The 25,293-nt window shown below is 37.7% G+C and carries 18 protein-coding genes; 7 read left to right on the top strand and 11 right to left on the bottom strand.

The features are described 5' to 3' along the window. Nucleotides 1-155: 155 nt before the first annotated feature. The 5 genes from secDF to asnB all read right to left on the bottom strand — a co-directional run bounded on the left by secDF (nt 156) and on the right by asnB (nt 9,203). Complete coding sequence (secDF, locus tag BM084_RS08545) at nt 156-3,158, bottom strand: protein translocase subunit SecDF (RefSeq protein WP_075324882.1); 3,003 nt, start codon at nt 3,156-3,158, stop codon at nt 156-158. Between the two features lie 164 nt (nt 3,159-3,322). Then, nucleotides 3,323-4,249, bottom strand: a complete 927-nt coding sequence (mdh, locus tag BM084_RS08540) for a malate dehydrogenase (RefSeq protein ID WP_093304291.1) — start codon at nt 4,247-4,249, stop codon at nt 3,323-3,325. Nucleotides 4,250-4,340: 91 nt separating this feature from the next. Further along, on the bottom strand, nt 4,341-5,336 hold the full coding sequence (locus BM084_RS08535; protein WP_083634115.1) for a DUF6588 family protein: 996 nt from the start codon (nt 5,334-5,336) through the stop codon (nt 4,341-4,343). 123 nt (nt 5,337-5,459) lie between these two features. After that, complete coding sequence (gyrB, locus tag BM084_RS08530; protein ID WP_093304288.1) at nt 5,460-7,400, bottom strand: DNA topoisomerase (ATP-hydrolyzing) subunit B; 1,941 nt, start codon at nt 7,398-7,400, stop codon at nt 5,460-5,462. 183 nt (nt 7,401-7,583) lie between these two features. After that, a complete protein-coding gene (gene asnB / locus BM084_RS08525) occupies nt 7,584-9,203 on the bottom strand; it encodes an asparagine synthase B (protein WP_075324886.1) in 1,620 nt (539 codons plus the stop codon). 246 nt (nt 9,204-9,449) lie between these two features. Between asnB and BM084_RS08520 the strand changes: the two genes are divergently transcribed. Further along, nucleotides 9,450-10,022 (top strand): DUF2911 domain-containing protein, encoded by a 573-nt coding sequence (locus BM084_RS08520; RefSeq protein WP_093304286.1) that lies wholly within the window; start codon nt 9,450-9,452, stop codon nt 10,020-10,022. Between the two features lie 55 nt (nt 10,023-10,077). Here the strand turns inward: BM084_RS08520 and BM084_RS08515 are convergent, their stop codons facing one another. The 5 genes from BM084_RS08515 to BM084_RS08495 all read right to left on the bottom strand — a co-directional run bounded on the left by BM084_RS08515 (nt 10,078) and on the right by BM084_RS08495 (nt 17,484). Beyond that, nucleotides 10,078-10,710: a 7-carboxy-7-deazaguanine synthase QueE gene (locus BM084_RS08515; RefSeq protein WP_075324888.1), complete on the bottom strand. Its 633-nt coding sequence runs from the start codon at nt 10,708-10,710 to the stop codon at nt 10,078-10,080. A gap of 58 nt (nt 10,711-10,768) precedes the next feature. Beyond that, nucleotides 10,769-12,226, bottom strand: coding sequence for a M14 family metallopeptidase (locus BM084_RS08510; protein WP_075324889.1), 1,458 nt, complete (start codon nt 12,224-12,226; stop codon nt 10,769-10,771). A gap of 1 nt (nt 12,227) precedes the next feature. Next, nucleotides 12,228-12,893, bottom strand: coding sequence for a peptidoglycan recognition protein family protein (locus BM084_RS08505; RefSeq protein ID WP_075324890.1), 666 nt, complete (start codon nt 12,891-12,893; stop codon nt 12,228-12,230). A gap of 70 nt (nt 12,894-12,963) precedes the next feature. Then, on the bottom strand, nt 12,964-14,379 hold the full coding sequence (locus tag BM084_RS08500) for a SusD/RagB family nutrient-binding outer membrane lipoprotein (RefSeq protein WP_093304282.1): 1,416 nt from the start codon (nt 14,377-14,379) through the stop codon (nt 12,964-12,966). Between the two features lie 12 nt (nt 14,380-14,391). Beyond that, nucleotides 14,392-17,484, bottom strand: a complete 3,093-nt coding sequence (locus BM084_RS08495; RefSeq protein ID WP_093304279.1) for a SusC/RagA family TonB-linked outer membrane protein — start codon at nt 17,482-17,484, stop codon at nt 14,392-14,394. 168 nt (nt 17,485-17,652) lie between these two features. Here BM084_RS08495 and dacB point away from each other — a divergent pair, with 168 nt between their 5' ends. The 6 genes from dacB to BM084_RS08465 all read left to right on the top strand — a co-directional run bounded on the left by dacB (nt 17,653) and on the right by BM084_RS08465 (nt 23,165). Next, nucleotides 17,653-18,987 carry a D-alanyl-D-alanine carboxypeptidase/D-alanyl-D-alanine endopeptidase gene (gene dacB / locus BM084_RS08490; RefSeq protein ID WP_245764359.1) on the top strand — a complete coding sequence of 445 codons (1,335 nt, stop codon included), beginning with the start codon at nt 17,653-17,655 and terminating at the stop codon, nt 18,985-18,987. 25 nt (nt 18,988-19,012) lie between these two features. After that, nucleotides 19,013-20,065, top strand: a complete 1,053-nt coding sequence (locus tag BM084_RS08485) for a S66 peptidase family protein (RefSeq protein ID WP_093304277.1) — start codon at nt 19,013-19,015, stop codon at nt 20,063-20,065. 76 nt (nt 20,066-20,141) lie between these two features. After that, complete coding sequence (locus tag BM084_RS08480) at nt 20,142-21,671, top strand: helicase HerA-like domain-containing protein (RefSeq protein WP_075324895.1); 1,530 nt, start codon at nt 20,142-20,144, stop codon at nt 21,669-21,671. A 25-nt stretch (nt 21,672-21,696) separates the two neighbouring features. After that, on the top strand, nt 21,697-22,254 hold the full coding sequence (locus BM084_RS08475; protein WP_075324896.1) for a hypothetical protein: 558 nt from the start codon (nt 21,697-21,699) through the stop codon (nt 22,252-22,254). Nucleotides 22,255-22,264: 10 nt separating this feature from the next. Further along, nucleotides 22,265-22,870, top strand: coding sequence for an inorganic diphosphatase (locus BM084_RS08470; protein WP_245764358.1), 606 nt, complete (start codon nt 22,265-22,267; stop codon nt 22,868-22,870). 91 nt (nt 22,871-22,961) lie between these two features. Further along, complete coding sequence (locus BM084_RS08465) at nt 22,962-23,165, top strand: hypothetical protein (protein WP_075324898.1); 204 nt, start codon at nt 22,962-22,964, stop codon at nt 23,163-23,165. Between the two features lie 81 nt (nt 23,166-23,246). On the opposite strand, the gene ftsZ is transcribed toward BM084_RS08465, so the two are convergent. Continuing rightward, nucleotides 23,247-25,286 (bottom strand): cell division protein FtsZ, encoded by a 2,040-nt coding sequence (gene ftsZ / locus BM084_RS08460; RefSeq protein WP_075324899.1) that lies wholly within the window; start codon nt 25,284-25,286, stop codon nt 23,247-23,249. Between the last annotated feature and the right edge of the window lie 7 nt (nt 25,287-25,293).

Here is a 25,293-nt window from a genome sequence, read left to right as displayed (position 1 = left end):
AATTTAGAACTTTAGAATAAAAAAATTGCACTTGGATTTCCCAATTTCAAGGCGTTAAGGTTTATGCAATCAAAAACCCCATTTCAACAAAACCAAGCCATAAAAAAAGCGCCCCATTTGGAGCGCTTTTTAGTTTATCTATTTCCAAAGAAATCTTAAGCAGTAGTTGCTTCAGAATCTTCTTCAATTTTCTTCTTCTTTTCGATCTTAGATTTATCGGTCACACTGTCAAACATAACAGGTGTTGCGATAAATAAAGAGGAATAAGTACCTACAATCACACCAATGATCAAGGCAAACATAAAGCCTCTAATGCTCTCTCCACCAAAAATGAAGATGGCAAGTAAAACGATCAAGGTAGTAAGCGAGGTATTCAACGTACGGCTAATAGTACTATCTAAAGCGCTGTTTACCGTTCTGCCTAATGGCCAGCTGGTATGCTCGTTTACAAATTCTCTAATCCTATCAAATACAACCACGGTATCGTTTAATGAGTAACCAATTACCGTAAGGATTGCAGCGATAAATGCCTGGTTAATTTCCATACTAAATGGCATCACTTTGTAGAGTAAAGAGAAAATACCCAATACAATAATAACATCGTGAGCTACTGCGGCTACGGCACCAATACTAAACTGCCATTTTCTAAATCGTAATAAGATATAAAGGAATATTACCACTAGTGATCCTAAGATAGCCCAGAAAGAGTCGTTCTTAATATCATCGGCGATAGTTGGACCTACTTTCATAGACTGCATAATACCAATATCTTTCCCAGCTCCACCTGTAGTAAATTCATCAAAAGTAAGATCCTGCGGAAGGTAAGATTGTAAAGCATCAAACATAGATTGTTGAATCTCGTTATCTACTTCAGTGCTCTCTTCATCTACTTTATATTTTGTAGTTATCTTTAGCTGATTATTTGGCCCGAAAGTTTTTGCTTCGGCACTTCCAAATTCAGCGATAAGATCCTGTTCAACATCGGTAGGATTCACATCCTGATCAAAACGAACAGTGTAAGTTCTACCTCCAACAAAATCAACCCCCTGGTTTAATCCCTGTACTAATAAAGAACCAACACTTAGAATAATTAAAATTCCGGAGATTACATAAGCTACCTTACGTTTCCCAAGCCAGTCAATTTTTACATTTCTGAAAAGGTTTTTGGTAGCGCCGGTTGCGAATTCTAAAGATTTTCCGTTTTTACCATAACCATCAATAAATAACCTGGTAATGAAAATTGCGGTAAATAACGAAGTTGCGATACCTATTAATAAAGTAGTAGCAAAACCTTTAATTGGTCCTGTTCCTAAAATTAATAGAATAAAACCAGTTAAACCGGTAGTAATGTTGGCATCTAAAATTGAAGAAAGTGCATTGTTGAATCCATCTTTAATCGCATCTTTCTGCATTTTTCCTTTAGCAAGCTCTTCCCGGATTCTTTCAAAGATAAGTACGTTTGCATCTACCGAGATACCAATAGTTAATACAATACCGGCAATACCAGGTAATGTTAACACGGCACCTAAACCGGCAAGAATTCCGAAGATAAATAAGATGTTTACAGCAAGGGCAACATCGGCAAAAAGACCGGCCTTACCATAGTAAAATACCATCCATATCAATACAAAAACGAGGGCGATCCCGAAAGACCAAATCCCGCTGTCTATAGCTTCCTGACCTAAACTTGGTCCAACAATTTCACTTTGGATAATATCTGCGGAAGCCGGAAGTTTACCAGCTCTAAGCACGTTGGCTAAATCCTGACCTTCGGTTATGCTAAAATCTCCACTAATTTCACTTCTTCCACCTGAAATAGGCCCGGTTGAAACACCTGGAGCCGAATAAACAGTATTATCTAAAACAATAGCTATATTGCTCTGTTGGGTTGAAGCCTGACCGGTCATTTCTTCCCATACCTTAGCTCCTCTTCCGTCCATTTGCATAGATACTGCAACACGACCCATTTGGTCATAAGTTTGTTGAGCATCTGTAATCACATCACCACTAAGAGGCGGCTCCATGTTACGGTTTCCTTTTAATGCATAAAGACCAACTACACCTTCTTCATCTTCCGGGATTCCCCAGGCAAATTTAGCGTAACGTTGCTCGGCAGGAAGAATAGATCTTACCTGAGACATTTCAAGGTAGTTATTAACTTTTGCGGTATCCTGTACAGAAAAATATGCAATTACAGGACCTCCCTGGAAGCCTGGACTTTGCACTAATTCAAATAAAGGATTGTTTCCTGTAGCTACATCTGTAGTATCTTCACTTTCAGCAAGAAGTTCATCAATATCACTATCGGCAGCAGCCGTAGTATCAGCTTGAGTTTCTGCTTGCTCACTTTCTTTATCTACAACGTTTTTAAGAACATTATTAGCCTGAGCAAGGAAGTTCCCTAATTCAGTATTTTTATATACGTGCCAGAATTCAAGTTGTGCAGTACTCTGCAGCAAACCTTGTACACGATTAATATCTTTGGCACCTGGTAATTCAACAAGAATTCTTCCTGAATTTCCTAAACGCTGAATATTTGGTTGGGTTACCCCAAACTTATCAATACGTTTTCTCAATACTTCAAAAGCAGAAGTAATAGACTCATCAACTTTTCTTCTAATAACGGTTTCAACCTCGTCATTAGACATATCAAAATTAATCTCGTCACTTAAGGTTTTATTAGCAAAAATATCTGGAGATGCCAGTTTAGCATCTGGAATACTATTAAAAGCTTCAAAGAAAAGATCAATATAATCGTCCTGGCTATCTGTTGCAGCTGCATCAGCTTCAGCAATGGCCTGGTTAAAAGCAGGATCGTCGGTATTATTCGCTAGTCCGGCAAGAATATCTTTAACCGAAATTTGAAGAATTACGTTAATTCCTCCTTTAAGGTCAAGGCCTTTATTTAGCTCCTTGTCTTTCGCGTCACTGTATGTGATACCGGCAATTACCTCATTATTCGCTACCGAATCCAGATACCTTTCTTCTTCAGCATCTCTCAACGCCGAGTAATCTTCTACATTTTCGCTAATTCTTTGCCTGGCAAAATCTTCAGCTTCACTTTCTACATTATTGGTAATAAAAGTAAAAGACAACTGATATATACATACCAGCCCAAATAAAATTGCAAAAACCTTAATCAGTCCTTTGTTCTGCATTATTCCTTAAGTTATAATTAATTAGGTCGATTTTAAAAACGGACAAATATAGGGTTTCAAAAATGAAATGCCAACAATTTTTTTTTGAATAATTTAACTTTTAAACATAAAAAAGGCCGCAAATTCTGCGGCCTTTTTTAACATATATTCAAGTTTAAAACTACTTATAGTTCTAATAGGGCATTGGTTTTATTCACACCCTCTGCACTTTCTTTAATTTTATTAGACTCTGTATCATCAAGCTCGATCTCAACAATTTTCTCAAGTCCGTCTTTTCCAAGAATTGCAGGTACACCTATACAAATATCATTTAATCCGTACTCTCCTTCTAACATTGCCGAGCATGGGAACATCTTTTTCTGATCGCAAGCAATAGCCTGAACCAAAGCCGAAACTGCAGCTCCAGGTGCATACCAGGCACTGGTTCCTAATAACTTAGTTAGGGTTGCTCCACCAACTTTAGTATCTTCTGAAACCTGGTTTAAACGATCTTCAGATAAAAATGCTGAAACAGGAACCGAATTTCTTGTTGCCAATCTTGTAAGTGGCACCATCCCGGTATCACTGTGACCTCCAATTACCATTCCATCAACATCTGATGGTGGGCATTCCAAAGCTTCACTCAATCTATATTTAAAACGGGCGCTATCTAAAGCTCCACCCATTCCAATAATTTTGCTCTTTGGAAGTCCGGTAGTTTTATGCACAAGGTAAGTCATAGTATCCATAGGATTACTTACCACGATTAAGGTCACATTTGGAGAATGCTTAATAAGGTTTGAAGAAACTTCTTTTACGATCCCGGCGTTTATTCCTATTAGTTCCTCACGTGTCATTCCCGGTTTACGCGGAATACCACTGGTAATTACTGCCACATCACTGCCTGCAGTTTTAGAATAATCGTTTGTAGTTCCTGTAATTTTAGTATCAAAACCGTTTAAGGTTGCGGTTTGCATTAAATCCATTGCTTTCCCTTCGGCTACTCCTTCTTTAATATCGAGTAAAACCACTTCTGAAGCAAAATCTTTAATGGCTACATATTCTGCACAACTGGCACCCACGGCACCTGCTCCTACTATAGTAACTTTCATCTTATATTTTATTTAAATCGATTAATATTTGATTCCAAAAATACGAATATTGATATAGTATTACTATAAGATATGGTTAAAACTATGGGTTTTATATTCTGAAATGCATACCGGCATTAAGATGAAAAAACTTCCCGGCAGTTGCCATTGTACTAATCTTAAAACGGTCGAAATACAAATTAAAACCTAAATCGGCTTTAAATTGCGCCTGACTTTGATCTAAACCGCGTAGTGCCGAATTAATTGGCCCTAAAGCAACCCCCGAACCGCCCATTGCGTAATTAAAGCTTGAGTTTGTTGCTCCTAAAGCTCCAAAAACTTCAAAACTATCGCCGTACAATTTAGATCCCATAACTGATGCCATCCATAGGTTAGAGTTTACGTTAACCAAATTCAAGTTTACTACGTTATCTATATTTACAGGACTAAATTCATACTCTACATCAAATTTACTGTAAGCGATTATAGCAGCGGCTTGAAAGTCTTCTTCATTATTAAATTTAAAATATTGCGAGAAATTATGTTTTACTCCAGCACCATAAGTTGTGATAGCTACTCCATCTACAGTTAACTGAGGTAAAAATCTTGCCGAAAATTCTGTTTCATAAGGTAAACCTACATTAGCCTGAACAAAAGGATATGCTACCACACTTTTATTCACGCCTTCGAGAGCCTGAAATTCAAAAGATTCTCCTAATAAAGTTCCTTCAAAATAAACATCAGTTTCTCCACCAAAGGCTGTAGGTACTACAGCATTACTTTCATCTCCTTTAAGACTCAAAATTGGACCACCGCTCTCGTGAACACCCGCAAGATCACCATTTGATATTGTAAAAGATTGCCTGTTAGAAGGAACAAATAAAGCATTCCCCTGAAAGGAAATCTCTACTTTCCATGGTTTTAAAGCAGTTGCTGAAGTAAACCAACCGGCCCCGGCCTGATAAGCAACCCCTTCGGCTGCAGGTCCTGCAAATTCATCCGCAATATACAGCATCTCATTTGCGAATTTTGTAACATCGCCCTCCTGAGCGTAGGAATTAACTGAAAATAAAATAAATAGAATGAGGTATTTAGCTTGAAATTTCAAAATAAGTAGGTGTTAAGTTAGGCGGTAAAAATAATAAAAAAAGCACTCCTAAAACAAGTTTAAAAAAATCATAAAAAAACCCGTAAGCTCACTTACGGGTTTTCCTTTTCAAAATATTCTCAATTATGCATCAATATTAGCATATTTAGCATTCTTCTCAATAAATTCACGTCTTGGCGGCACCTCATCTCCCATAAGCATAGAGAAAATTCTATCGGCTTCACTACTATTATCAATATTTACCTGTCTAAGTTTACGTCTTTCAGGATCCATAGTAGTATCCCAAAGTTGCTCAGCATTCATCTCACCAAGACCTTTATAACGTTGAATTTGTACGCCACCGCTGTAACTTTCAACAATCTCATCACGTTCTTCTTCACTCCAGGCATAGCGTTTTCTGCTACCCTTTTTAACCAAATATAAAGGTGGAGTTGCAATATAAATATGACCTCCTTCTATTAATTCTTTCATATATCTATAGAAGAAAGTTAAAATAAGCGTTTCAATGTGACTACCATCTACATCGGCATCACACATTATCACTACTTTATGATATCTTAATTTATCGGTATTCAGAGCTTTACTATCTTCCTCAGTACCAATAGTAACCCCAAGAGCAGTGTAAATATTTTTTATCTCTTCGTTATCAAAAACACGATGCGTCATCGCTTTTTCAACATTCAAAATTTTCCCTCTTAACGGAAGAATAGCCTGGAATCTACGATCTCTACCTTGTTTGGCTGTACCACCTGCAGAGTCACCCTCAACAAGGAACACTTCACTTTGAGTAGGATCCTGCTCAGAACAGTCAGATAATTTCCCGGGCAAACCGCCAATACTCATTGCGGTTTTACGTTGAACCATATCTCGCGCTTTCTTGGCTGCATTTCTAGCCTGGGCCGCAAGAATTACTTTTTGAATAATGGTTTTGGCATCATTCGGGTTTTCTTCCAGGTAATTTTCAAGCATTTCTGAAACCGCCTGAGAAACCGCCGAAGTTACCTCCCTGTTCCCAAGTTTTGTTTTTGTTTGTCCTTCAAATTGAGGCTCGGCAACTTTTACTGAAATTATCGCAGTTAAACCTTCACGAAAATCATCTCCAACGATTTCAAATTTCAGCTTATCCAACATTCCAGAAGCATCGGCATATTTTTTAAGCGTAGTGGTTAAACCACGTCTAAAACCAGATAAATGCGTACCTCCTTCGTGGGTATTGATATTATTTACGTAAGAATGAAGATTTTCATTGAACGAAGTATTGTAAACCATAGCAACCTCAACCGGGATATCGTTCTTCTCACCTTCCATCGCGATCACATCCGCAATAATTGGCTCACGGTTCCCATCAAGGAATTTTATAAATTCTTTTAATCCTTCTTCAGAATAAAATCTCTCAGAAAGATATTCTCCTTTTTCATTAACCTCACGCTTATCGGTAAGTGTAATTTGAATTCCCTTATTAAGGAAAGCTAACTCACGCATTCTGCTAGACAAAGTCTCATAGCTGTAATCTACGCTCTGCTGAAAAATACTGGAATCGGGCTTAAAAGTAATCACCGTTCCATTTAGATCGGTTTCACCAACAGGCTTAACCGGGTAAAGCGGTTTTCCTATTTCATACTCTTGTTCCCAAATTTGTCCGTCACGGTAAACCGTTGCTTTTAGAGAAGTAGACAGTGCGTTAACACAACTAACCCCAACCCCGTGTAAACCACCGGAAACTTTATAAGAATCTTTATCGAATTTACCCCCGGCACCAATTTTTGTCATTACCACTTGTAGGGCAGAAACGCCTTCCTTCTTGTGAAGGTCTATTGGAATTCCCCTTCCGTTATCCTCGGTGGTTACAGAACCGTCTTCGTTAATGGTTACTTTAATTGTATCACAATGGCCGGCCATAGCCTCATCTATAGAGTTATCTACCACCTCGTACACCAAATGGTGCAAACCTCTTACACCGGTATCCCCAATATACATTGAAGGCCTAAGGCGTACGTGCTCCATACCTTCTAAAGCCTGGATACTATCGGCCGAATAACTGTGTTTTTTGGGTTCTTCGCTCATATATTTTGCTAATTAAATTCGTCTATTTTGAATAACGAACAAATATAACAAAACGCACATTTTTAATAGGCTAAGAAGCTTGACAAGGGTTTTAAGTTATTAACAATTTGTGCAAAAAAAAGCCCAAAATACAGCAAAATAAAAGCTGCATTTCGGGCATAACAAACCACACGATTGTTTACTCTATATTTGGGCTAATTCCTCAAGCTGTTTTTTAGCATTTGTTGCTACGTGAGAAGTGTTTGCTCTTCCGCTTGGATCAAGGTCTTCCTGCCATTTCGGAATCCATCTTTTTACTGTTTTTGCAGCATTTTCCTGCGGGAAATGACTGTGGAATATTTCTCTATAGAAATATGCTTCTTTAGTAGCCGGTGTGTTGTAAGGATACTTCTCTGAAGCCTTTGCCATTTGCTCATCACTAACTTTGGCTGAAGCGTAGGCAATCAACTCGTCTATCCAGCTGTAACCAACACCATCACTAAATTGTTCCTTTTGCCGCCATAAAACCTCGTCTGGTAAAAATGGCTGCTCTGGAGTATCAAAAGCTTTTCTAAGAATATATTTCTCAACGCCATCATAGGTTTTTGGCAGTTTATGCACAGCTTCAGTTTCCATTGCTGTTTTTAAGAATGCTTTATCTAAAAATGGAACCCTTGCTTCCAGCCCGTGGGCCATTGTAGATTTATCTGCTCTTAGGCAATCTGCAGTAGCCAATCTTTGCACTCTTCTTATAGTTTCCTTCTGAAAATCATCAGCCGTAGGTGCGTTTTTAAAGTAAAGGTAACCTCCAAAGATCTCATCGGCTCCTTCCCCACTTAAAACAACTTTTACGCCTTTCTCCTTAATTCCTTTTGAAAGAAAATACATTGGGGTGCTAGCCCTTATAGAAGTAACATCATAAGTTTCTAAATGCCATACCAGTTTTTTAAGGATATCAATTCCTTCTTCTACGGTAAAATGAAATTCGCTATGCTCGGTGCCCAGAAATTTAGCAACTTTTCTTGCTGCAACTAAATCTGGCGCGGTTTCATCTAAACCTATTGAAAAAGAATGTAATTTTTGGCCGCTGTCTTTCATTAATCTTGCTGCGATAGAAGAGGTTAAAGAAGAATCCAAACCTCCGCTTAATAAAACTCCCAGGGGAACATCGGCCATTAATCTTTTACGGGTGGCTTCAATTAAACTTTCTCTTATTTTTGAAAGATCTAATTCCTTCGTTGCTTTTTTATAATCAAACCAATCTGGCGTGTAATACTCTACAAAACCAGTTTCAGGCGTGTAATAATGCCCGGGAGGAAAAGCTGCAAAACTACTACATTGATCAACCAAAGTTTTCATTTCACTGGCAAACCAAATAGAACCTTCATCATCTGTTCCGTAGTAAAGTGGCTTTACCCCAATTGGATCTCTTGCTACGATAAAATCTTTACCATCTACCACTACAAAAGAAAATACGCCATCTAATTTATTAAGAAAATCTACACCGAATTCTTCATATAAATGAACAATTACTTCTGAATCTCCTGTGGTTCTAAAAGTATGATGTTTCAATTCATTATTTCGCAATGCCTGGTGGTTATAAATCTCGCCGTTGTGAATCATCCAGGCAGTTGAAGTACCCTGGATAGGTTGTTTTCCGGTTTCAAGATCTACAATAGACAATCTTTCGTGACTTAATACATACCCTTCTTCGGTTACATGCACATCACTTTCATCTGGACCGCGGTGCGACATTCTTTTTGATAGCCCGCCAATCTTTTCTTCTGATAATCGTTTTCCGATTACTGCTAAAATTCCACACATAACATTTGCATTATTAATTCTATACAAATATGCGCCAGAGAATACATTATGTAAACACAAATTAGTATATTGGTATAATCTGAAAATAATTTTTGGAAAATTAGGATTCAGAAGTAAGTAAATTATACCTAAAAAACTTTCAAACTTTACATCTGTAAAAACTCAATAATTTAACAGCAACTAAATAAATCTTTAACACCTTAAGAAATAACAGTAAACTATCTTTAACCTTAAAAATCTAACACAATGAAGAAAATACTTTTAACTACGCTATGTTTAATTGGATTTTTGGGATTCCAAGATTTAAACGCCCAGGAAACAGAAAATACCAACGGACCTAATTTTCCGAAATTAGATACCAGCCCAATGGATATGATTATACATCGCGATCAAAAAGACGAGGTAATTATGCGGGTAATTTACAGCCGACCTCAAACCCGGGATCGCGAAATTTTTGGTAAACTGGTGCCTTACGGAGAAGTTTGGAGAACCGGTGCTAACGAAGCTACCGAAATCACTTTTTACAAAGACATGGAAATTGGTGGTGAAACTGTAAAGGCAGGTACTTATACTTTATACACTATTCCAGACGAAAAAGAGTGGACTGTTATCCTAAATCAATCCACGCATACCTGGGGAGCTTATGAATATACCGACAAACAAGACTACGTAAGAATTAAAGTGCCTGTAAGAAATTCCAGCCAGAAAATTGAGAATTTCTCTATGGCCATAGAGCAGAAAGAAGGGGACGCAGGAGCAAACCTATTAATGGGTTGGGCCGATAAATATATTAAAGTGCCTTTCTCTCCCGCTGGATAATATTAAATACAATTTTTACTAAAAACGGCTGTTTGATTTATAAACAGCCGTTTTTTTATGGAATATTAAGATATTTATGGGTTTGTAGTGAAACCTTCCACTTTGGGTGTTTCATCACAAAGTCTACAATAAGTGGCATCATTTTATCTCTATTACTCCACTCTGGTTGCAGATAAAGAATACAATTTTCGCTCACTTTTTCAGCCTGCTCCTCAGCAAACTTGAAATCGTGTTTGTTAAAAATAATCACTTTAAGCTCGTGGGCCAGCGGATAAATTTCTTCGGTAGGTAATTTTATTTTCTTGGGCGATAAACAAATCCAATCCCATTGGCCGGTTAGTTTATAAGCTCCAGAAGTTTCTATATGAATATCACAACCTTTAGCTTTTAAAGCGCCGGTAAGCCTCGTCATATCCCAGGTTAATGGTTCTCCACCTGTAATCACAATGGTTTTGCTACTTGCAACTGCTTTTTCAACAATCTCCCCAATATGCGTTGGCGGGTGAATATTTGGGTCCCAGCTCTCTTTCACGTCACACCAGTGGCATCCTACATCACAACCTCCAATTCTAATAAAATAAGCGGCCGTTCCTTTATGAAATCCCTCTCCCTGGATGGTGTAAAATTCTTCCATAAGCGGAAGCATAATCCCATCGTCTACCAATGCCTTAGTCTCTTCTGTAATCATAGCCTGCAAAGATACGTAATCTCTTATTTTTAAGCTGTGCTTATGGCTGAATTACTTTCTAATCTAAAATAAGCGCATTTTCTACCTGGAATTTTTCTTCGGAAAGGTCTATCAAAAATCCGTTAATAACCGCGTATTCTAATTCCCCATCTTTTTCGAGGAAGAAATGAGGCTGTAGACTTTCTGAAATTTCAAACTCTTTAGAAACAATATTAATAGGAATTTCTGCAAAATCTTCTTCTGGAAGTTCATTTAAAGCGACATAAGCATACCCTTTACGAAGTATTTCTGAAATATTTTCCTGCTGAAGCTCAGCTAAATTTTCAAAACTTTCAGGATAAATTTTTCCTTCTAATAATTTAAAACCCGAAGCATCCAGGTCTTCATAACCGTAAAACGTAGAAAGATCGCCCCTGTCTGCTATATAGGCATCGTAAAAATAATCAAGGTTTTCATCCTGAACTTCTCGCTGATTAATTCCTAAATCTAATATATATTCTTTTCCTAACAGCTCATAGGTAAGTCCGGTGAGCTTAAGATCAAAAAGTTTGCGGTCATTATTCGGTATTTTCTCGTATTCAGATATCTCAGCATTTTTATAATCTTCTTCAGCAATAGAAAAAACTGCAGCAAGAATTGAAACGAAATTTAACTTTCTAATCTCCTGCTTTTCGGGATCATTTGGGTAGCCACCAGATTCAATTAAAATAGTGCTGGTTCCCCATTTTTGAATATTATCGCCAAAAGCTCGCGGCTCGAAATCGTCGTTATATCGCCCAACCTGGCCGGGAGCGTATTCCTGAAGAATATTATTCATTTGAACAATTACCTGCATTGCCGCGGCCCGAACATCATTTATAGATTTTTCATAATTATAAGCGGGAGCCAGATATGAAATAGTTGCCGGTTTTGGAGTTCTTTCGGCATTATAATAAGTGCTTTGATCGTGAAGGTTAAATCCAAAATCGGCATCCAGACTATCCCGCACTCTTTTTAAAGTTTTACTTTCTGGCGATTGTAAACGTAGAGCATCGCGATTAATATCTACTCCCAATAAATTTCTACGCTGAAAACGCTGAGCGCCATCAGGATTCAGCATTGGTAAAAAATGAAGTTTTACCTTTTTCAACATTTCCTCTTTTTCTTCTGAAAATGCTTCGGAATCCAGGAAATTAAGAATATCAAAAATAGCCATCGTAGCTGTAGATTCATCGCCGTGCATTTGCGACCAGAGAAAAACGTCTACCTCACCTTCACCAGTTGAAATTAACTGAAGTGGCCTGCCCTCAATAGATTCTCCAACTTTTGCCACTTCAAAATTCTCTTTTTCCTTAAACTTCTCAATTAAAGGTTGAATTTCAGAATGTGTAAATCGACGTTGTTCAATAGATTCTTCCTTGAAATCTTCATAGGAATTATACAATTCTTTATAAAGTTCCTTTTCCTGTGCAGAGCTGACTGAAACATTAAAAAAACCGCACAAAAACAACAGCAAGCTTATATTTTTAAAATTCATTTTAAGGATTTTTGGGTACCGGTTTAAAATTAAGGTTTTTAGTTTTTTCACGTACTTTTTGCATAAAATCTTTTCCAGGATCGGTCTTTTGGGTTCGGTAGCCCTCGTCTTTTTCCAGCCATAACTCATGGCCTTCAAACTGCGGATATTCGTAATGCCCCAGCAAATATTCTATATCATATTTTTCATTTAAATATTTCACTAAATCAATATTAGCTTTAAGTTGAGCTTTGGTAAGCGGAGTTTCTCTTGTGCCGCCAACATTTTCTACCCCAATCGCGACATGGTTTAATCCAATTACGTGCCTGGCCATAGTAGTTTCCGGCATTAACCGGTAAATTGTTCCATCACGGTCTACCAGAAAATGGGCGGAAACATTTAAAGCACCGGCTTGCTGAATATCTTCTCTAGCACCCGGTAATTTAACAGGATTAAATGCTCTAAAAGAACTTTCTAAATCTGGAATAGCGGTCCAGTGTAAGACAATCATTTTTGGAGTAATTTCTGGAGAAGATTGTTCTAAATTGTAGCGTTCCTTTAGATATTCTAAGCTAAGTTCTTTTCGTTCTTCATTAAAAATGATTGGACGATCAATAATCCTTTCTGAAACATCTGCACTTTTACAACTAAACAGGAAAAGGGTGAAGATTATAATTATATACCTCATTTTATAAGTATTTAAAACCAAAATCTCCCGGGCAAGCCGGGAGATTTGAAATTATTGTTTTAATTAGGGATTATTCGTCCCAAAAAATTCTGTCTAATAAAGTTACATCTGGAACATTGCTACCGTTTCTTCCAATTTCAGAATCGGGATAACGCAATCTTCTAATAAACTGCCCATTAAGATCTGGGTTTAAGTTGGCCGGAAGATCAAAATTCTCATAATCATAATCATGTCTTCTGGCATCTACCCAGGCTTCTGGATGTAAGAACATAGCCACCCATTTTTCTTTAAAAATATGATCTATGGTGAAATTATCTTCCCCTACACTTACTGCCGAGCTATTTACATAGGCATCTATCTCTGATTGTTCTACACCCAACATTCTCATATGCGCTCTTATTCCTTCAAGATAGGCATTATAAGAACGTGTTTTATCTATTTCAAAAGCTGCTTCGGCTTCAATAAATTTTTGTTCTGCGTAGGTAGCGATTAATACAGGAGACTGTTCTGAAGTATAAAAGTCTCCCGGAACCAGCGTAGAACGCTCACCAGATTCGGCTGCACTACCGCGGCCTTCTCCATTTGGAACTCCAATATACTCTCCATCGTCAGTAGTTCCGATCATATACGGCAAACGGGGATCTTCTACACCAAAGGTGGTACCATCGGTAGCTTCTACAAATTGTTCAGAAATCCAGCCGCCCAGGATTAGGTTTTCGTTATTAATAGCCACATTCGCCCAGGGATTGAATTCTTCTTCAAAATATTCTACCTCGGCATTATCTTCATTACTTTCAAAACCTGCATCAATCGCTGCCAAAATTTCGGTAGGATTATATTGATCGGTTTTACTTAAGTGATTAGCATAACGCGCCTTTAGCATATTTCCAAACTTAATCCATTGATCTGCATCTCCATTATAGATATAATCATCTGAGCCTATGGGTAAATCTGTTTCTTGCGATAGGTTTGCTATTCCATTTTCAAGTAATTCAAAAACCCTATTATACAAAGCTGCATCATCATCGTAAGCCGGAGTGATGGTTTCAAAATTGAAACTTTCGCTAAACGGAGCATCTCCAAAAGCATCCACGGTCATGGCTAAATTCAATGCCATTAGAATCTGGCCAGCACCTTCGTAATGGGAAGCGCCTGTTTCGTTAGCTTCCAGAATCATATCATTAAGATCGGTCATTACATTATACAAAGAAGACCAGGTGGTATTAAAACTAAGTTCATCCATAACATCAGAGGCACTTCCCTGGTTGGGGGACGCCAAATACTGTACATAGTTGGAAGTTGTATTTCCAATTCTAAATGTATTTTGAGCAGTTTCAAATGTAGAATTCACCATCAATCCGCTCAAAGGAGCAGTAGTAGGGTTATTTGGATTCTCATTTATATCCAGGTAATCCTCACAGGCTGTAAATGTGAGAAACAGCCCGGCGATTGCTATAAAACTATATGTTTTTCTTAAAATTTTCATATTCAATATTTTTTATAAACCTAAGTTAAGTGTAAAAAACAAGCTTTGCACGCCCGGATATCCAAGTCCTGTAAAGCCTGTAGCATTCCCACCGGCACCGGCACTAAAAGATTCGGGATCAAAACCATCCCAGGGTGTGTAAAGGATGATATTATTAGCAGCTACCGATACTCTCGCGGTTTCAAGGAAAGAAATAGCATCTAACACGTTATCTCCAAAATTATACCCAAGGGAAATGTTACGTAGTTTAATAAAAGAAGCATCGTGCACAAAGTTTTCACTAACCGTACGATAATTATTTCTATAGTAACCTGCGCCATAATCCCTACCATCAGGACCTTCACCCTGGCCTAACCAAACTTCTTGAGTATTGGGCGTTCCATCGGCAAGTACGCCTTCAAAAACCCGGGTTTCGTTTCTATCTAAAGTATATTCAGCTATACCAAAAGCAGAGAAAAAGTTATCGTATTGGCTATATTGTTCTAAACCGGTTCTAAAATCAATAAGGAAAGAAAGGTCAAAATTCTTATAGGTGAAATCATTTTTTAAACCACCAATCCATTTTGGGGTGGTATTTCCTAAGATTAACTGATTACCATTTCTAACCGGAAAACCATTTTCCCCAATTACCTTAGGTAAATCTTCATTTAAGAAAAGGTTATTTGCATCGGCTCCATATCTTTCATAACTACTTCCAAATATATTACCATACGCCTCTCCTTCTATAAGTTGCATAGTTACGGTACTACCAGCGTAGCCATATTGGCTTCCCACCTGAATTTGCTCAATACCTTCTCTAATGCTTACAACTTCGTTTTGGTTATATGCAGCGTTCAAAGTAACATTCCAGGTAAAATCTTCGGTTCTAATAGGATTCCCGGTAATTATGAATTCAACACCCTGGTTTTCTATTTCCCCGGCGTTGGTTATGAAAGTAGAAAATCCTGATGATTCAGAAACAGGAACAGGAATAATTTGATCTTTACTATTAGACTTATACCAGGTAAAATCAATTCCCAAACGGTTTCCGAAGAATCTAAGATCTGTACCTAATTCTATAGAAGTAGTTCTTTCAGGTTTTAGGCCAAGATCACCAAATTGGCTAAATCTAGTAAAACCAACTTCCCCTCCTAAAGGGAAAATACCCGGTGAAGTATAGGTTTGACCTATTCTATAAGGATCGGTGTCTTTACCAACTTCAGCATAAGAAGCTCTAAGTTTACCATAAGAAAGTACTTCTGGCATTTCAAAAGCTTCAGTAAATGCAAAACCTAAGTTTACAGATGGATAAAAGAATGAATTATTCCCTTGTGGTAAAGTTGATGTCCAGTCGTTTCTCGCAGTAATATTTAAGAATAACATATCATCATAATCTACCATAAGGTCTCCATATAACCCCACCAGCCTTTTCTTACGCTTATCTTGTGAGTTTGAAATCTGGCTTGCGTAACTAAGGTCATAAAATTGAGGAATTACAAAATTCTCCCCGGTAGCATCTACTCTTTCATAATCACGTTCAAAAACATCGTTACCAACACGTAAAGTAGTGTTCCATTTATCGTCCCATTGTTTTTTTAGCGTAATAAAAAGGTTAGAGTTTATATCTCTACTATCTATCCTGGTTTCAGTTATAAACCCTTGCGAACTTAAAGGAACTTCACCTTCAATTCCTAATGGCCCCGGCGTAATTTCTGTTCGGGAATCTGTATAGAAATCGGTACCAATTAGGTAATTAACATCCATCCATTCAAACGGACTGTAAGTAAAATTAAGGTTACCAATTATACGGTTTACTTCGTCTTCAAAAGTACTAAAACGTGCATCGTAAATAGGATTGGTATTGGTTCCTATACTTTTCATAGTACCATCTTCATTTATATAATCATTTATATCCTGCATAGGAGTATTATAAACCATACGTTCCATAAATCTATCGTGTGGCACCCGGTTACCACCGGAAATTGTATAACTCATATTACCGGCAACCTTAAACTGGTCACTAAATTTCAACTCTCCATTTAATCTTGCAGAAGTTCTTCCCCAGTCACTAAAAGGAATAATCCCTTCCTGATCTAAATTATTAAGTGAAGCGTAAAAATTAGCTTTTTCATTACCGCCTGAAATATTAAAAGAATTATCTATTTGAATTCCAGTTCTCATGGCATCTCTCCAAATATCATTTATTTGAGCATCAGGATCTATTTCTCTAATTTCATCTATGGAAGGACCCCAGTTTGGCCAAAAAGAATTAGGATCGTAAACGCCACCAAATCCCTGGCCATACACATCCTGAATTTCTGGATATTGATTTACTTCTTCAAAACCAATAGAGCTGTTTACATTTATTCTTACATCTCCTGCTTTACCTTTTTTAGTGGTAATAATTACGGCTCCATTTGCAGCCCTAACCCCATAAAGTGCTGTAGCGGCAGCACCTTTTAGTACGTTCATAGATTCTATATCGTTCGGGTTAATATCTGCAGCACGGTTAGATAAACCACGAGGTGTACTACCGCTTTCGGTAGTAGAGTTATCTACCGGAACCCCATCAATTACAAATAACGGCTGGTTATCGGCATTTGGATCTAAAGAGTTTACACCCCGAATAATTATTCTTGCACTCTGCCCTGGAGCACCACCTGAATTAGTAATTTGCACCCCTGCAGTTTGTCCTTGCAGTGCGCTTACAATATTAGGCTGATTAGTTTTCGTAATATCTTCACCCTGTATTTCCTGTACAGCATAACCCAGTGCTTTCTTCTCTCTTTCTATTCCCAGGGAAGTTACTACTACTTCATCAAGACCCTCCATGTCTTCGATCATAGCAACATTAATTACACTACGGCCTTCTATGGCTTGTTCCTGGTTTTCAAAACCTAGGGAAGAAAATACCAGCACTGCATCTGCAGCAACTTCAATAGCATAATTCCCATCCATATCAGTTACCGTTCCGTCATTAGTTCCCTTTACCAAAACGTTTACCCCTGGCAAAGGCATTCCGTCACTGGCCACAGTAACCGTACCGGTCACTTCAGTTTGTTGGGCCAGCACTCCAGTAATCTGGAAAAATGCCAGCAAGGCCATAATTGTTAGTTTGTTTCTCATTCCTTTTGTGTTAAAGTTTTCTGAATTATAAATTAAATATACCGAAAAGCGCCAAAACTGGGCAAATTTGTTGACTTAAAAATTAAACTTTTATTAACTTCTTGGTAATTAAATTAACTTTGTGCTAATTTTTTAAAAATATGTAAACCTGTTTAAAATTTTATAATTGTGAAAATCTACCCCTCTTTAAAATTATCCTTAAAAATTGTAATTTTCCTCCTAATTACTATCTCGATTTCCTCATGTTCCACCACACGCAAAATAAGCAAGCCTTTAGATAAGATTTTTACCGAATCTCCGGTTTTTGAACAGGGATTTGTAGGATTTATGCTCGTAGATCCAGAAGAAAATAAAACTATTTATAGCCATAATGCCGGTAAATATTTCACCCCGGCCTCCAACACCAAATTATTTACATTTTATGCAGGTCTAAAAATTCTGGGAGATTCTATTCCTGCACTTAAATATTCTATTGAAAACGACACGCTTTATTTTAAAGCTACAGGAGACCCATCATTTTTAAATGAAAATTTACCAAATTCCTCAGTTTTTCAATTTTTGAAGAAAAACGAAAATCATTTGGCCTATGTGGCACCAACATATACCGAAAAGCACCAGGGACCTGGTTGGGCCTGGGACGATTATAACGCCTACTATTCGGCAGAGCGTACTGCTTTTCCCATTTATGGCAATATGGTAGAATTCAAGTTTAAAAAAAATAAGGAGTTCCCCCTGGTTTCCCCTACAATTTTTAAAGATTCACTGGTTAGTTCTAAAGACAGCCTGGTTTCAGCCCGGCTTAGACGTGATATTGTTAAGAATAGTTTCCAGTTCAATAATCAGGAAAAGGAATCAGATTTTTCTCAATCTGTACCCTTTAAATATTCTTCAGAAATTCTCCTGAAACTTCTAAGTGATACGCTACAAAAACCGGTTAGCCTGGTTCAGAATTCAGAAATAAATCAAAAAATTCAAAAAACACGCTACAGTATTCCCAGCGATAGTGTGTATAAAGAAATGCTGAAAGTAAGTGATAATTTTATTGCAGAACAGATTTTAATAATGGCGGCAGGAAAATTATCTGATACTCTTAAATCTGATATCGCTATAAATTTTATGAAGGAAAATCATCTAAAAGATCTTCCAGATGAACCTATGTGGTACGATGGCTCCGGACTTTCACGCTATAACCTTTTTACTCCTCGAAGCATTGTGAAATTACTAACGAAAATTAAAGCCGAAGTACCGGAAGAAGAATTATTAGATATGCTGCCCACCGGCGGACATTCGGGAACTATCAAAAATTATTACAAAGCCGATGAGCCTTATGTTTTTGCAAAAACCGGAACTTTAAAAAATAATCACAGCCTTAGCGGATACCTAAAAACCAAAAGCGGAAAACTACTAATTTTTAGCTTTATGAATAGCAATTACACGGTTCCTACTTCAGTTTTAAAGGCTGAAATGGAAAAGGTATTGCTGCAGATTCGTGATAATTACTAACTTTAATTCTTCAAAATCTTCATACATGCAACGTAGAAAATTCATTCAAAATATAGGAATTGGGAGCTTAGCTTTTCCGCTGGCTAATTTTACTGAAATTGATAAAATTAAGCTTTCAAATAATTCGGTGATAATTCCGCAGGGATTAAAAGAAGGAGATACGGTTGGCGTTGTAAGTCCGTCTAGCGCTATTTTTGAAACCGAACCCTACGAAATTGCTAAAGAAAGTTTGGAAGCTATGGGCTTAAAAGTGAAATTCGGCAAATTCGTAAAAAGTAGCTATGGCCACCTGGCAGGAACCGATGAAGAACGGGCCGAAGAACTCAATAACATGTTTCGCGACGAAAATATTCAGGCCGTAATGGCCCTTCGTGGAGGATCTGGCGCGGCGAGAATCCTGGATAAATTAGATTATGAATTGATAAAAAACAATCCAAAAATTTTTATTGGCTACAGCGATATTACGGCCTTACACCTGGCGATTTTCGAAAAAACCGGACTCGTTACTTATCATGGACCATTGGCGGTTTCTACCTGGAATTCTTTTAGTTTTGATCATTTTAAACGTTTGTTATTCGATAACGAAAAAATCAATTTTACAAATCCTAAGAACAAAGGTGATAACCTGGCCCAAACTAAAAACCGCATTAGAACTATTCAACCCGGCGAAGCCACCGGCCGACTTATAGGCGGAAATCTTTCGGTTCTTACCGGAATTATGGGATCGGAATATTTTCCTACAAATTGGAAAAACAATATTTTATATTTAGAAGATGTTGGCGAACAAATTTATGCTGTAGACAGGATGATGAGCCAGTTACAATTGGGAGGAGTTCTGGATAAAATAAGCGGATTTGTCTTTGGAAAATGCACCAGCTGCAATCCCGGCGGCTCAGGTTATGGTTCTCTAACTATGGAAGAAGTTATGGATCATTACATAAAACCTTTACATATTCCTGCTTTTTCTGGAGCGATGATTGGCCATATAGACGATAACATTACCGTTCCTAACGGATTGAAAGCGAAGATAAACGCTACAAACGGAAGTATAGAACTTTTAGAAAACCCCGTAAAATAACCTGAGATTTAAAAGTAAATTGACTGAAAACCGGCAATTATTCGCAACAATTCTTATTTTTAAGGAAATTTGAAACGTGGATAAAAAACAAGAATTTGTAGATCATATTCGCAATGCCTACCAACCAAAAGGAGATTTTATTCATTTAGGTGCGGCAATGCTAGATGGTGAAACTTTCGCCGATGCGGCGGTTAAAATCCCGCTAAAAACCATGAACCGCCACGGATTAATCGCCGGAGCAACAGGAACAGGAAAATCTAAAACATTGCAAATTCTTGCTGAAAACCTTTCGCAAAAGGGTGTCCCGGTTTTATTGATGGATGTAAAGGGAGACCTTAGTGGGATCGCCAAACCATCAGCCGGAGAAGAATTTTTACATGAAAGACATCAAAAAATAGGTTTTCCGTTTGAAGCTTCAAAATCACCCGTTGAATTTCTTACAATTTCAGAACAGGATGGTGTTCGTTTAAGGGCCACGGTCAGTGAATTTGGTCCTATTCTTTTATCTCGAATTTTAGATGTTACCCCAACCCAGGAAGGAATTCTCGCTATCATTTTTAAATACTGCGACGATCATCACTTACCATTATTAGACCTGAAGGATCTTAAAAAAATGCTTCAGTATGTTACTAATGAAGGTCGCGAAAATATAGAAAACGAATACGGAAGAATTTCAAGCGCATCCACCGGTGCTATTCTTAGAAAAATTGTAGCCCTTGAACAGCAGGGAGCCGAACGCTTTTTCGGGGAACGTTCTTTTAACGTAACCGATCTTACCAGGAAAGACGAAAATGGCCACGGTTATGTAAATATCATGCGACTTACCGATATTCAGGATAGGCCGAAGTTATTTTCAACATTTATGTTGAGTTTACTCGCAGAGATCTACACCACTTTCCCCGAAGAAGGCGACAGCGACAAGCCAAAACTGGTTTTATTTATTGATGAAGCCCATCTTATTTTTAAAGAAGCTTCAGGCGCGTTGCTGGATCAAATTGAAAGTATTGTAAAGTTAATTAGGTCTAAAGGCGTAGGGCTTTACTTTGTCACTCAAAACCCCACCGATGTACCTTCCCAAGTATTGGGCCAACTGGGTTTAAAAATTCAGCATGCATTAAGAGCATTTACCGCCAAAGACCGAAAAGCGATAAAATTATCGGCTGAAAATTATCCAATTTCTGAATATTACGATACCAAAAACCAGCTTACCTCGTTAGGTATTGGTGAGGCGCTGGTTTCGGCATTAGACGAGAAAGGAAGACCTTCTGCCCTTGCTGCCACCATGTTAAGAGCACCAATGAGCAGGATGGATATTTTAACTGATACTGAACTGGAAGAACTTATTTTTCAATCTAAATTACGTCCAAAATATAACGAGGAAATAGATCGTGAGAGTGCATACGAACTTCTAAATAAAAAAATAGAAGAAGCTGAAGCTAAAGAAGCCAAAGAAAAGGCTGAAGCTGAAGCTTTAGAACGGGAAAAAGCCAGTAGTAAAACTTCCCGTAAAACCTCTGGCAAAACCCAGGGAGCAGTAATTAAAGTGCTTACCAGCGCAACATTTATTAGAGGCGTTATGGGCGTACTCAACAAATTATTAAAATAAATATCATCAATATTCAATCTAAAAAATGAAAAAATCTTTGCTACTTATTCTTGGTTTAACTTTAGGTTTAACCTCCTGCCAAAAAGATGAAGACAATCCTTTTTTAATTACCGCTAACCAGGTGGGGCCAGTAAACCGGGATATTAAAATTAATCAGTTAGATTCCCTGTTTTCTGAAGATTCTCTTGTTAAACAAAAAAGTGGCGCCGAAGAATTTCGGGCTACCAGTGAGATTAAAGTTTTTGAAAAAGGAGGCAAACCCTTAATGATCTTAGAACCACTGCAGGAATTTGATTCTACCAGCACTATTGGCTACATAAGAGTTCTTGACCCAAGGTATGAAACCAAAAGCGGCTTAAGTACGGCGAGTACATTTAAAGATATTATGAAAGATTATAATATTTCCAGAATTGAAAATACCCTTAACGCGGCAGTGGTTTTTTTAGATGAGATAAACGCTTATATCACTATAGACAAAAAGGAACTACCTTCAGATTTAAGGTATGATACCGATTCCAAAATTAGGGCGTCACAAATTCCAGACGAGGCCAGGATCAAGTATTTTATGATTTACTGGGACTAAAATTTAGAAAATGAAAATTTTTCCCTTCGGTATTTATTTAGGATTATTTCTAATTTTTTCAGCCTGTAAAACCTCAAAAGATTTGGGGAAATTACCAACCAAAACCAGTAATGGAAATTACCAGGCAGTAATTGAAATCCCGGCGGGAACCAATAAAAAGATTGAATACCATAAAACCCAAAAGAAATTTTTGGTAGACCAAAGAGATGGTAAAGATCGTATTATAAACTTTCTGCCTTACCCAGGGAATTATGGGTTTATTCCTTCAACATTTTCTGATCCCAGGAAAGGAGGTGATGGTGATGCGGTAGACGTGTTGGTACTTGGCGAAAGTCAAAAAACGGGTAGTATTATAGAAATTATCCCTATTGCGGTGCTCAAGCTAATAGACGAAAATGAATTTGATTATAAAGTTATTGCTATTCCGGCCCAAATAAAAGATCAAATTATTAATGTTGAAAATTATAAAACCTTCAGTTCAAATTATCCTGAAGTAATTAAGATCCTGGAAAGCTGGTTTACTTATTACGATAAATCCCAGGTTTTAGAAATTAAAGGCTGGGGCGATGAAGCCGATGCAATTTTAGAAATAGAAAAGTGGATTTCTAAACCTTAACCATTAAGCTCGTTTCTTTAAGAAATGTTAATCGCGCTTTGATTTTCAAACATTTGGTTACCTTTAATCTCCTAACCAAAACATTTTAGTTATGATTAAAGTCTTAGGAATTATCTTAACTGTTGGCGGTGCTATTGCACTGGTAATGGGAATTCTGGGAATTTTTGGAAGTATTGCTCTTATGTTAAGCCCCTGGGCGCTGGCCATTATTGGTTTTATTTTCTTTATTTCAGGAATTTCTCTCATTAAAAGAAGAAAGGATACCGAAGATATTGAAGCCGAGAAAAAAACTTAAATAAGAGGTTTTATAAAATCAAAAAAGGTGCCCATTGCGAGGCACCTTTTTTTATGAACAGTAATATAAAAAAGATTGGTGTTAGTCTACATTATCGTGTAAAAAAGAATTGTTTCTTCTAAAATGAAGATCATCATTATCGTCTTTCCCTAAGGTAGTGCGCGATAATTTTCCTTCTCCCGGTTGATTTTTATCCAGGTCTACGCCCTGTCTTTTGTAAGCAGGTTGTTTTTCAATTTCATCAATTTGGGCGGCATTACTTCTAAACTTGTAATTAAATTCTTTCATTTTCGCCCTACGCTCGGCAGCACGCTCAATTAAAACTTCAGAAATAGGATTATTAAACGGGTCTTCTTCGCCTTCATTTTCTTCCTGTTTCTTTTCAGGAGTTTGAGGTTCGGGTTTTACCGTTTTCTTTTCAAAAGCAATGGTTTCATCCTTTGGCTCCTCTTTCTTCTTAGTTTGTGGTTTAGACCTGTCTAAAGATTGCTCAAATTCCATATAATCGTCCAGGCTGTAACGTTTCACTCCACGAGTAGAACTCTCGGTTACCGGTACGATTTCTACCGGTTCGTTCACTTCAATATTCTTAGACTCATCTTCTTCAAGCTGATGTCTAATTTCCTTTTGCTCTGGTTTTGGCTGTTGAGTTTGAGCTTTAGGATCTTCCCGTTTTGCTTGTTCCTTTTTTGGTTCCTCTCTTTTCTCCTGATTTATAGGAAAATCGAAAGTGAACATTATTTGCTCTTCATTATCATTTTGAACCTCTTCAGGCTCATTCACTTCCATAGATTTAATTTCTTCTGAAGTATCATTAATTATAAAATCATCAGGATTTATTTCTTCATAAGAAACTTCCATATCCCGCGCTGATTTTGGCGTTTTGTAAAGCTCGTCTTCCTTTACCTGAATATTCCCGACCTCGTCTACTTCTTCTACACTATCGTCCAATGTGTGTACAATGGTATTATCAGGCTCCGGTGTATTTGATTCTTCTTCCTGTTTTGGTTCTTCAACCTGTTGATTGTGTTTTGGATAAAAACCTCTTTTCTTAGGATCTAATTTTTGTTCAGCTTTTTGATCATCCTCCAGCGTGTGGATAATCTTTTTGGTTTCGGTATTTACAATTTCGTTTTGTTGCTCTACGTTAAACCCCGTAGCGATAATTGTTACTGAAATTGCATCATCTAAAGCTTCATCTTCACCAACACCCATAATAATATTGGCGCTGTGCCCGGCTTCTGCCTGGATATGGTCATTGATTTCTCCAATCTCATCAATAGTAATTTCCTCGCCACCCGAAACAATTAGCAGTAATACGTTTTGGGCACCGGTAATCTTATTATCGTTTAATAAAGGAGAATCCAATGCTTTACTTATAGCATCCTGAGCCCTGGTTGCACCAGTGGCCTGGGCCGATCCCATAATTGCTGTTCCACTGTTACTTAATACCGTCTTAGCATCCCTAAGGTCAATATTTTGCGTGTAGTGATGGGTAATTACTTCAGCAATACCCCTTGAAGCGGTAGCTAAAACCTCATCGGCTTTAGAGAAACCGGCTTTAAAACCAAGGTTCCCATAAACTTCCCGAAGTTTATTATTATTGATCACGATTAAGGAATCTACGTGACTTCTAAGTTTTTCTACCCCAAGTTGGGCTTGCTCGTTCCTCATTTTCCCTTCAAACTGAAAAGGAATGGTCACGATCCCAACGGTAAGGATATCCATATCTTTTGCCTGTTTCGCAATAACAGGGGCTGCCCCTGTACCGGTACCACCTCCCATACCTGCGGTGATAAATACCATCTTGGTATTTACATCAAGCATTTGTTTAATTTCATCAAAACTTTCTACGGCTGCCTGCTCCCCAATTAACGGGTTAGCACCGGCTCCTAATCCTTCGGTTAGGCTTACACCTAATTGTATTTTGTTAGGAACGGGACTATTATCAAGGGCTTGTGCATCGGTATTGCAAACCACGAAATCTACTCCTTTAATTCCTAACTGGAACATGTGGTTTATAGCATTGCTGCCTCCACCACCTACACCAATAACCTTAATGACGTTCGATTGATTCTTTGGCAAATCGAATGCAATGTTGTCGAATTCTGTACTGCTCATAAATTCT

It is taken from the genome of Salegentibacter agarivorans, assembly GCF_900113135.1.
In the GTDB taxonomy this organism is placed as follows: Bacteria; Bacteroidota; Bacteroidia; order Flavobacteriales; family Flavobacteriaceae; genus Salegentibacter; species Salegentibacter agarivorans.
This window is presented reverse-complemented; position numbering and strand designations above follow the sequence as displayed.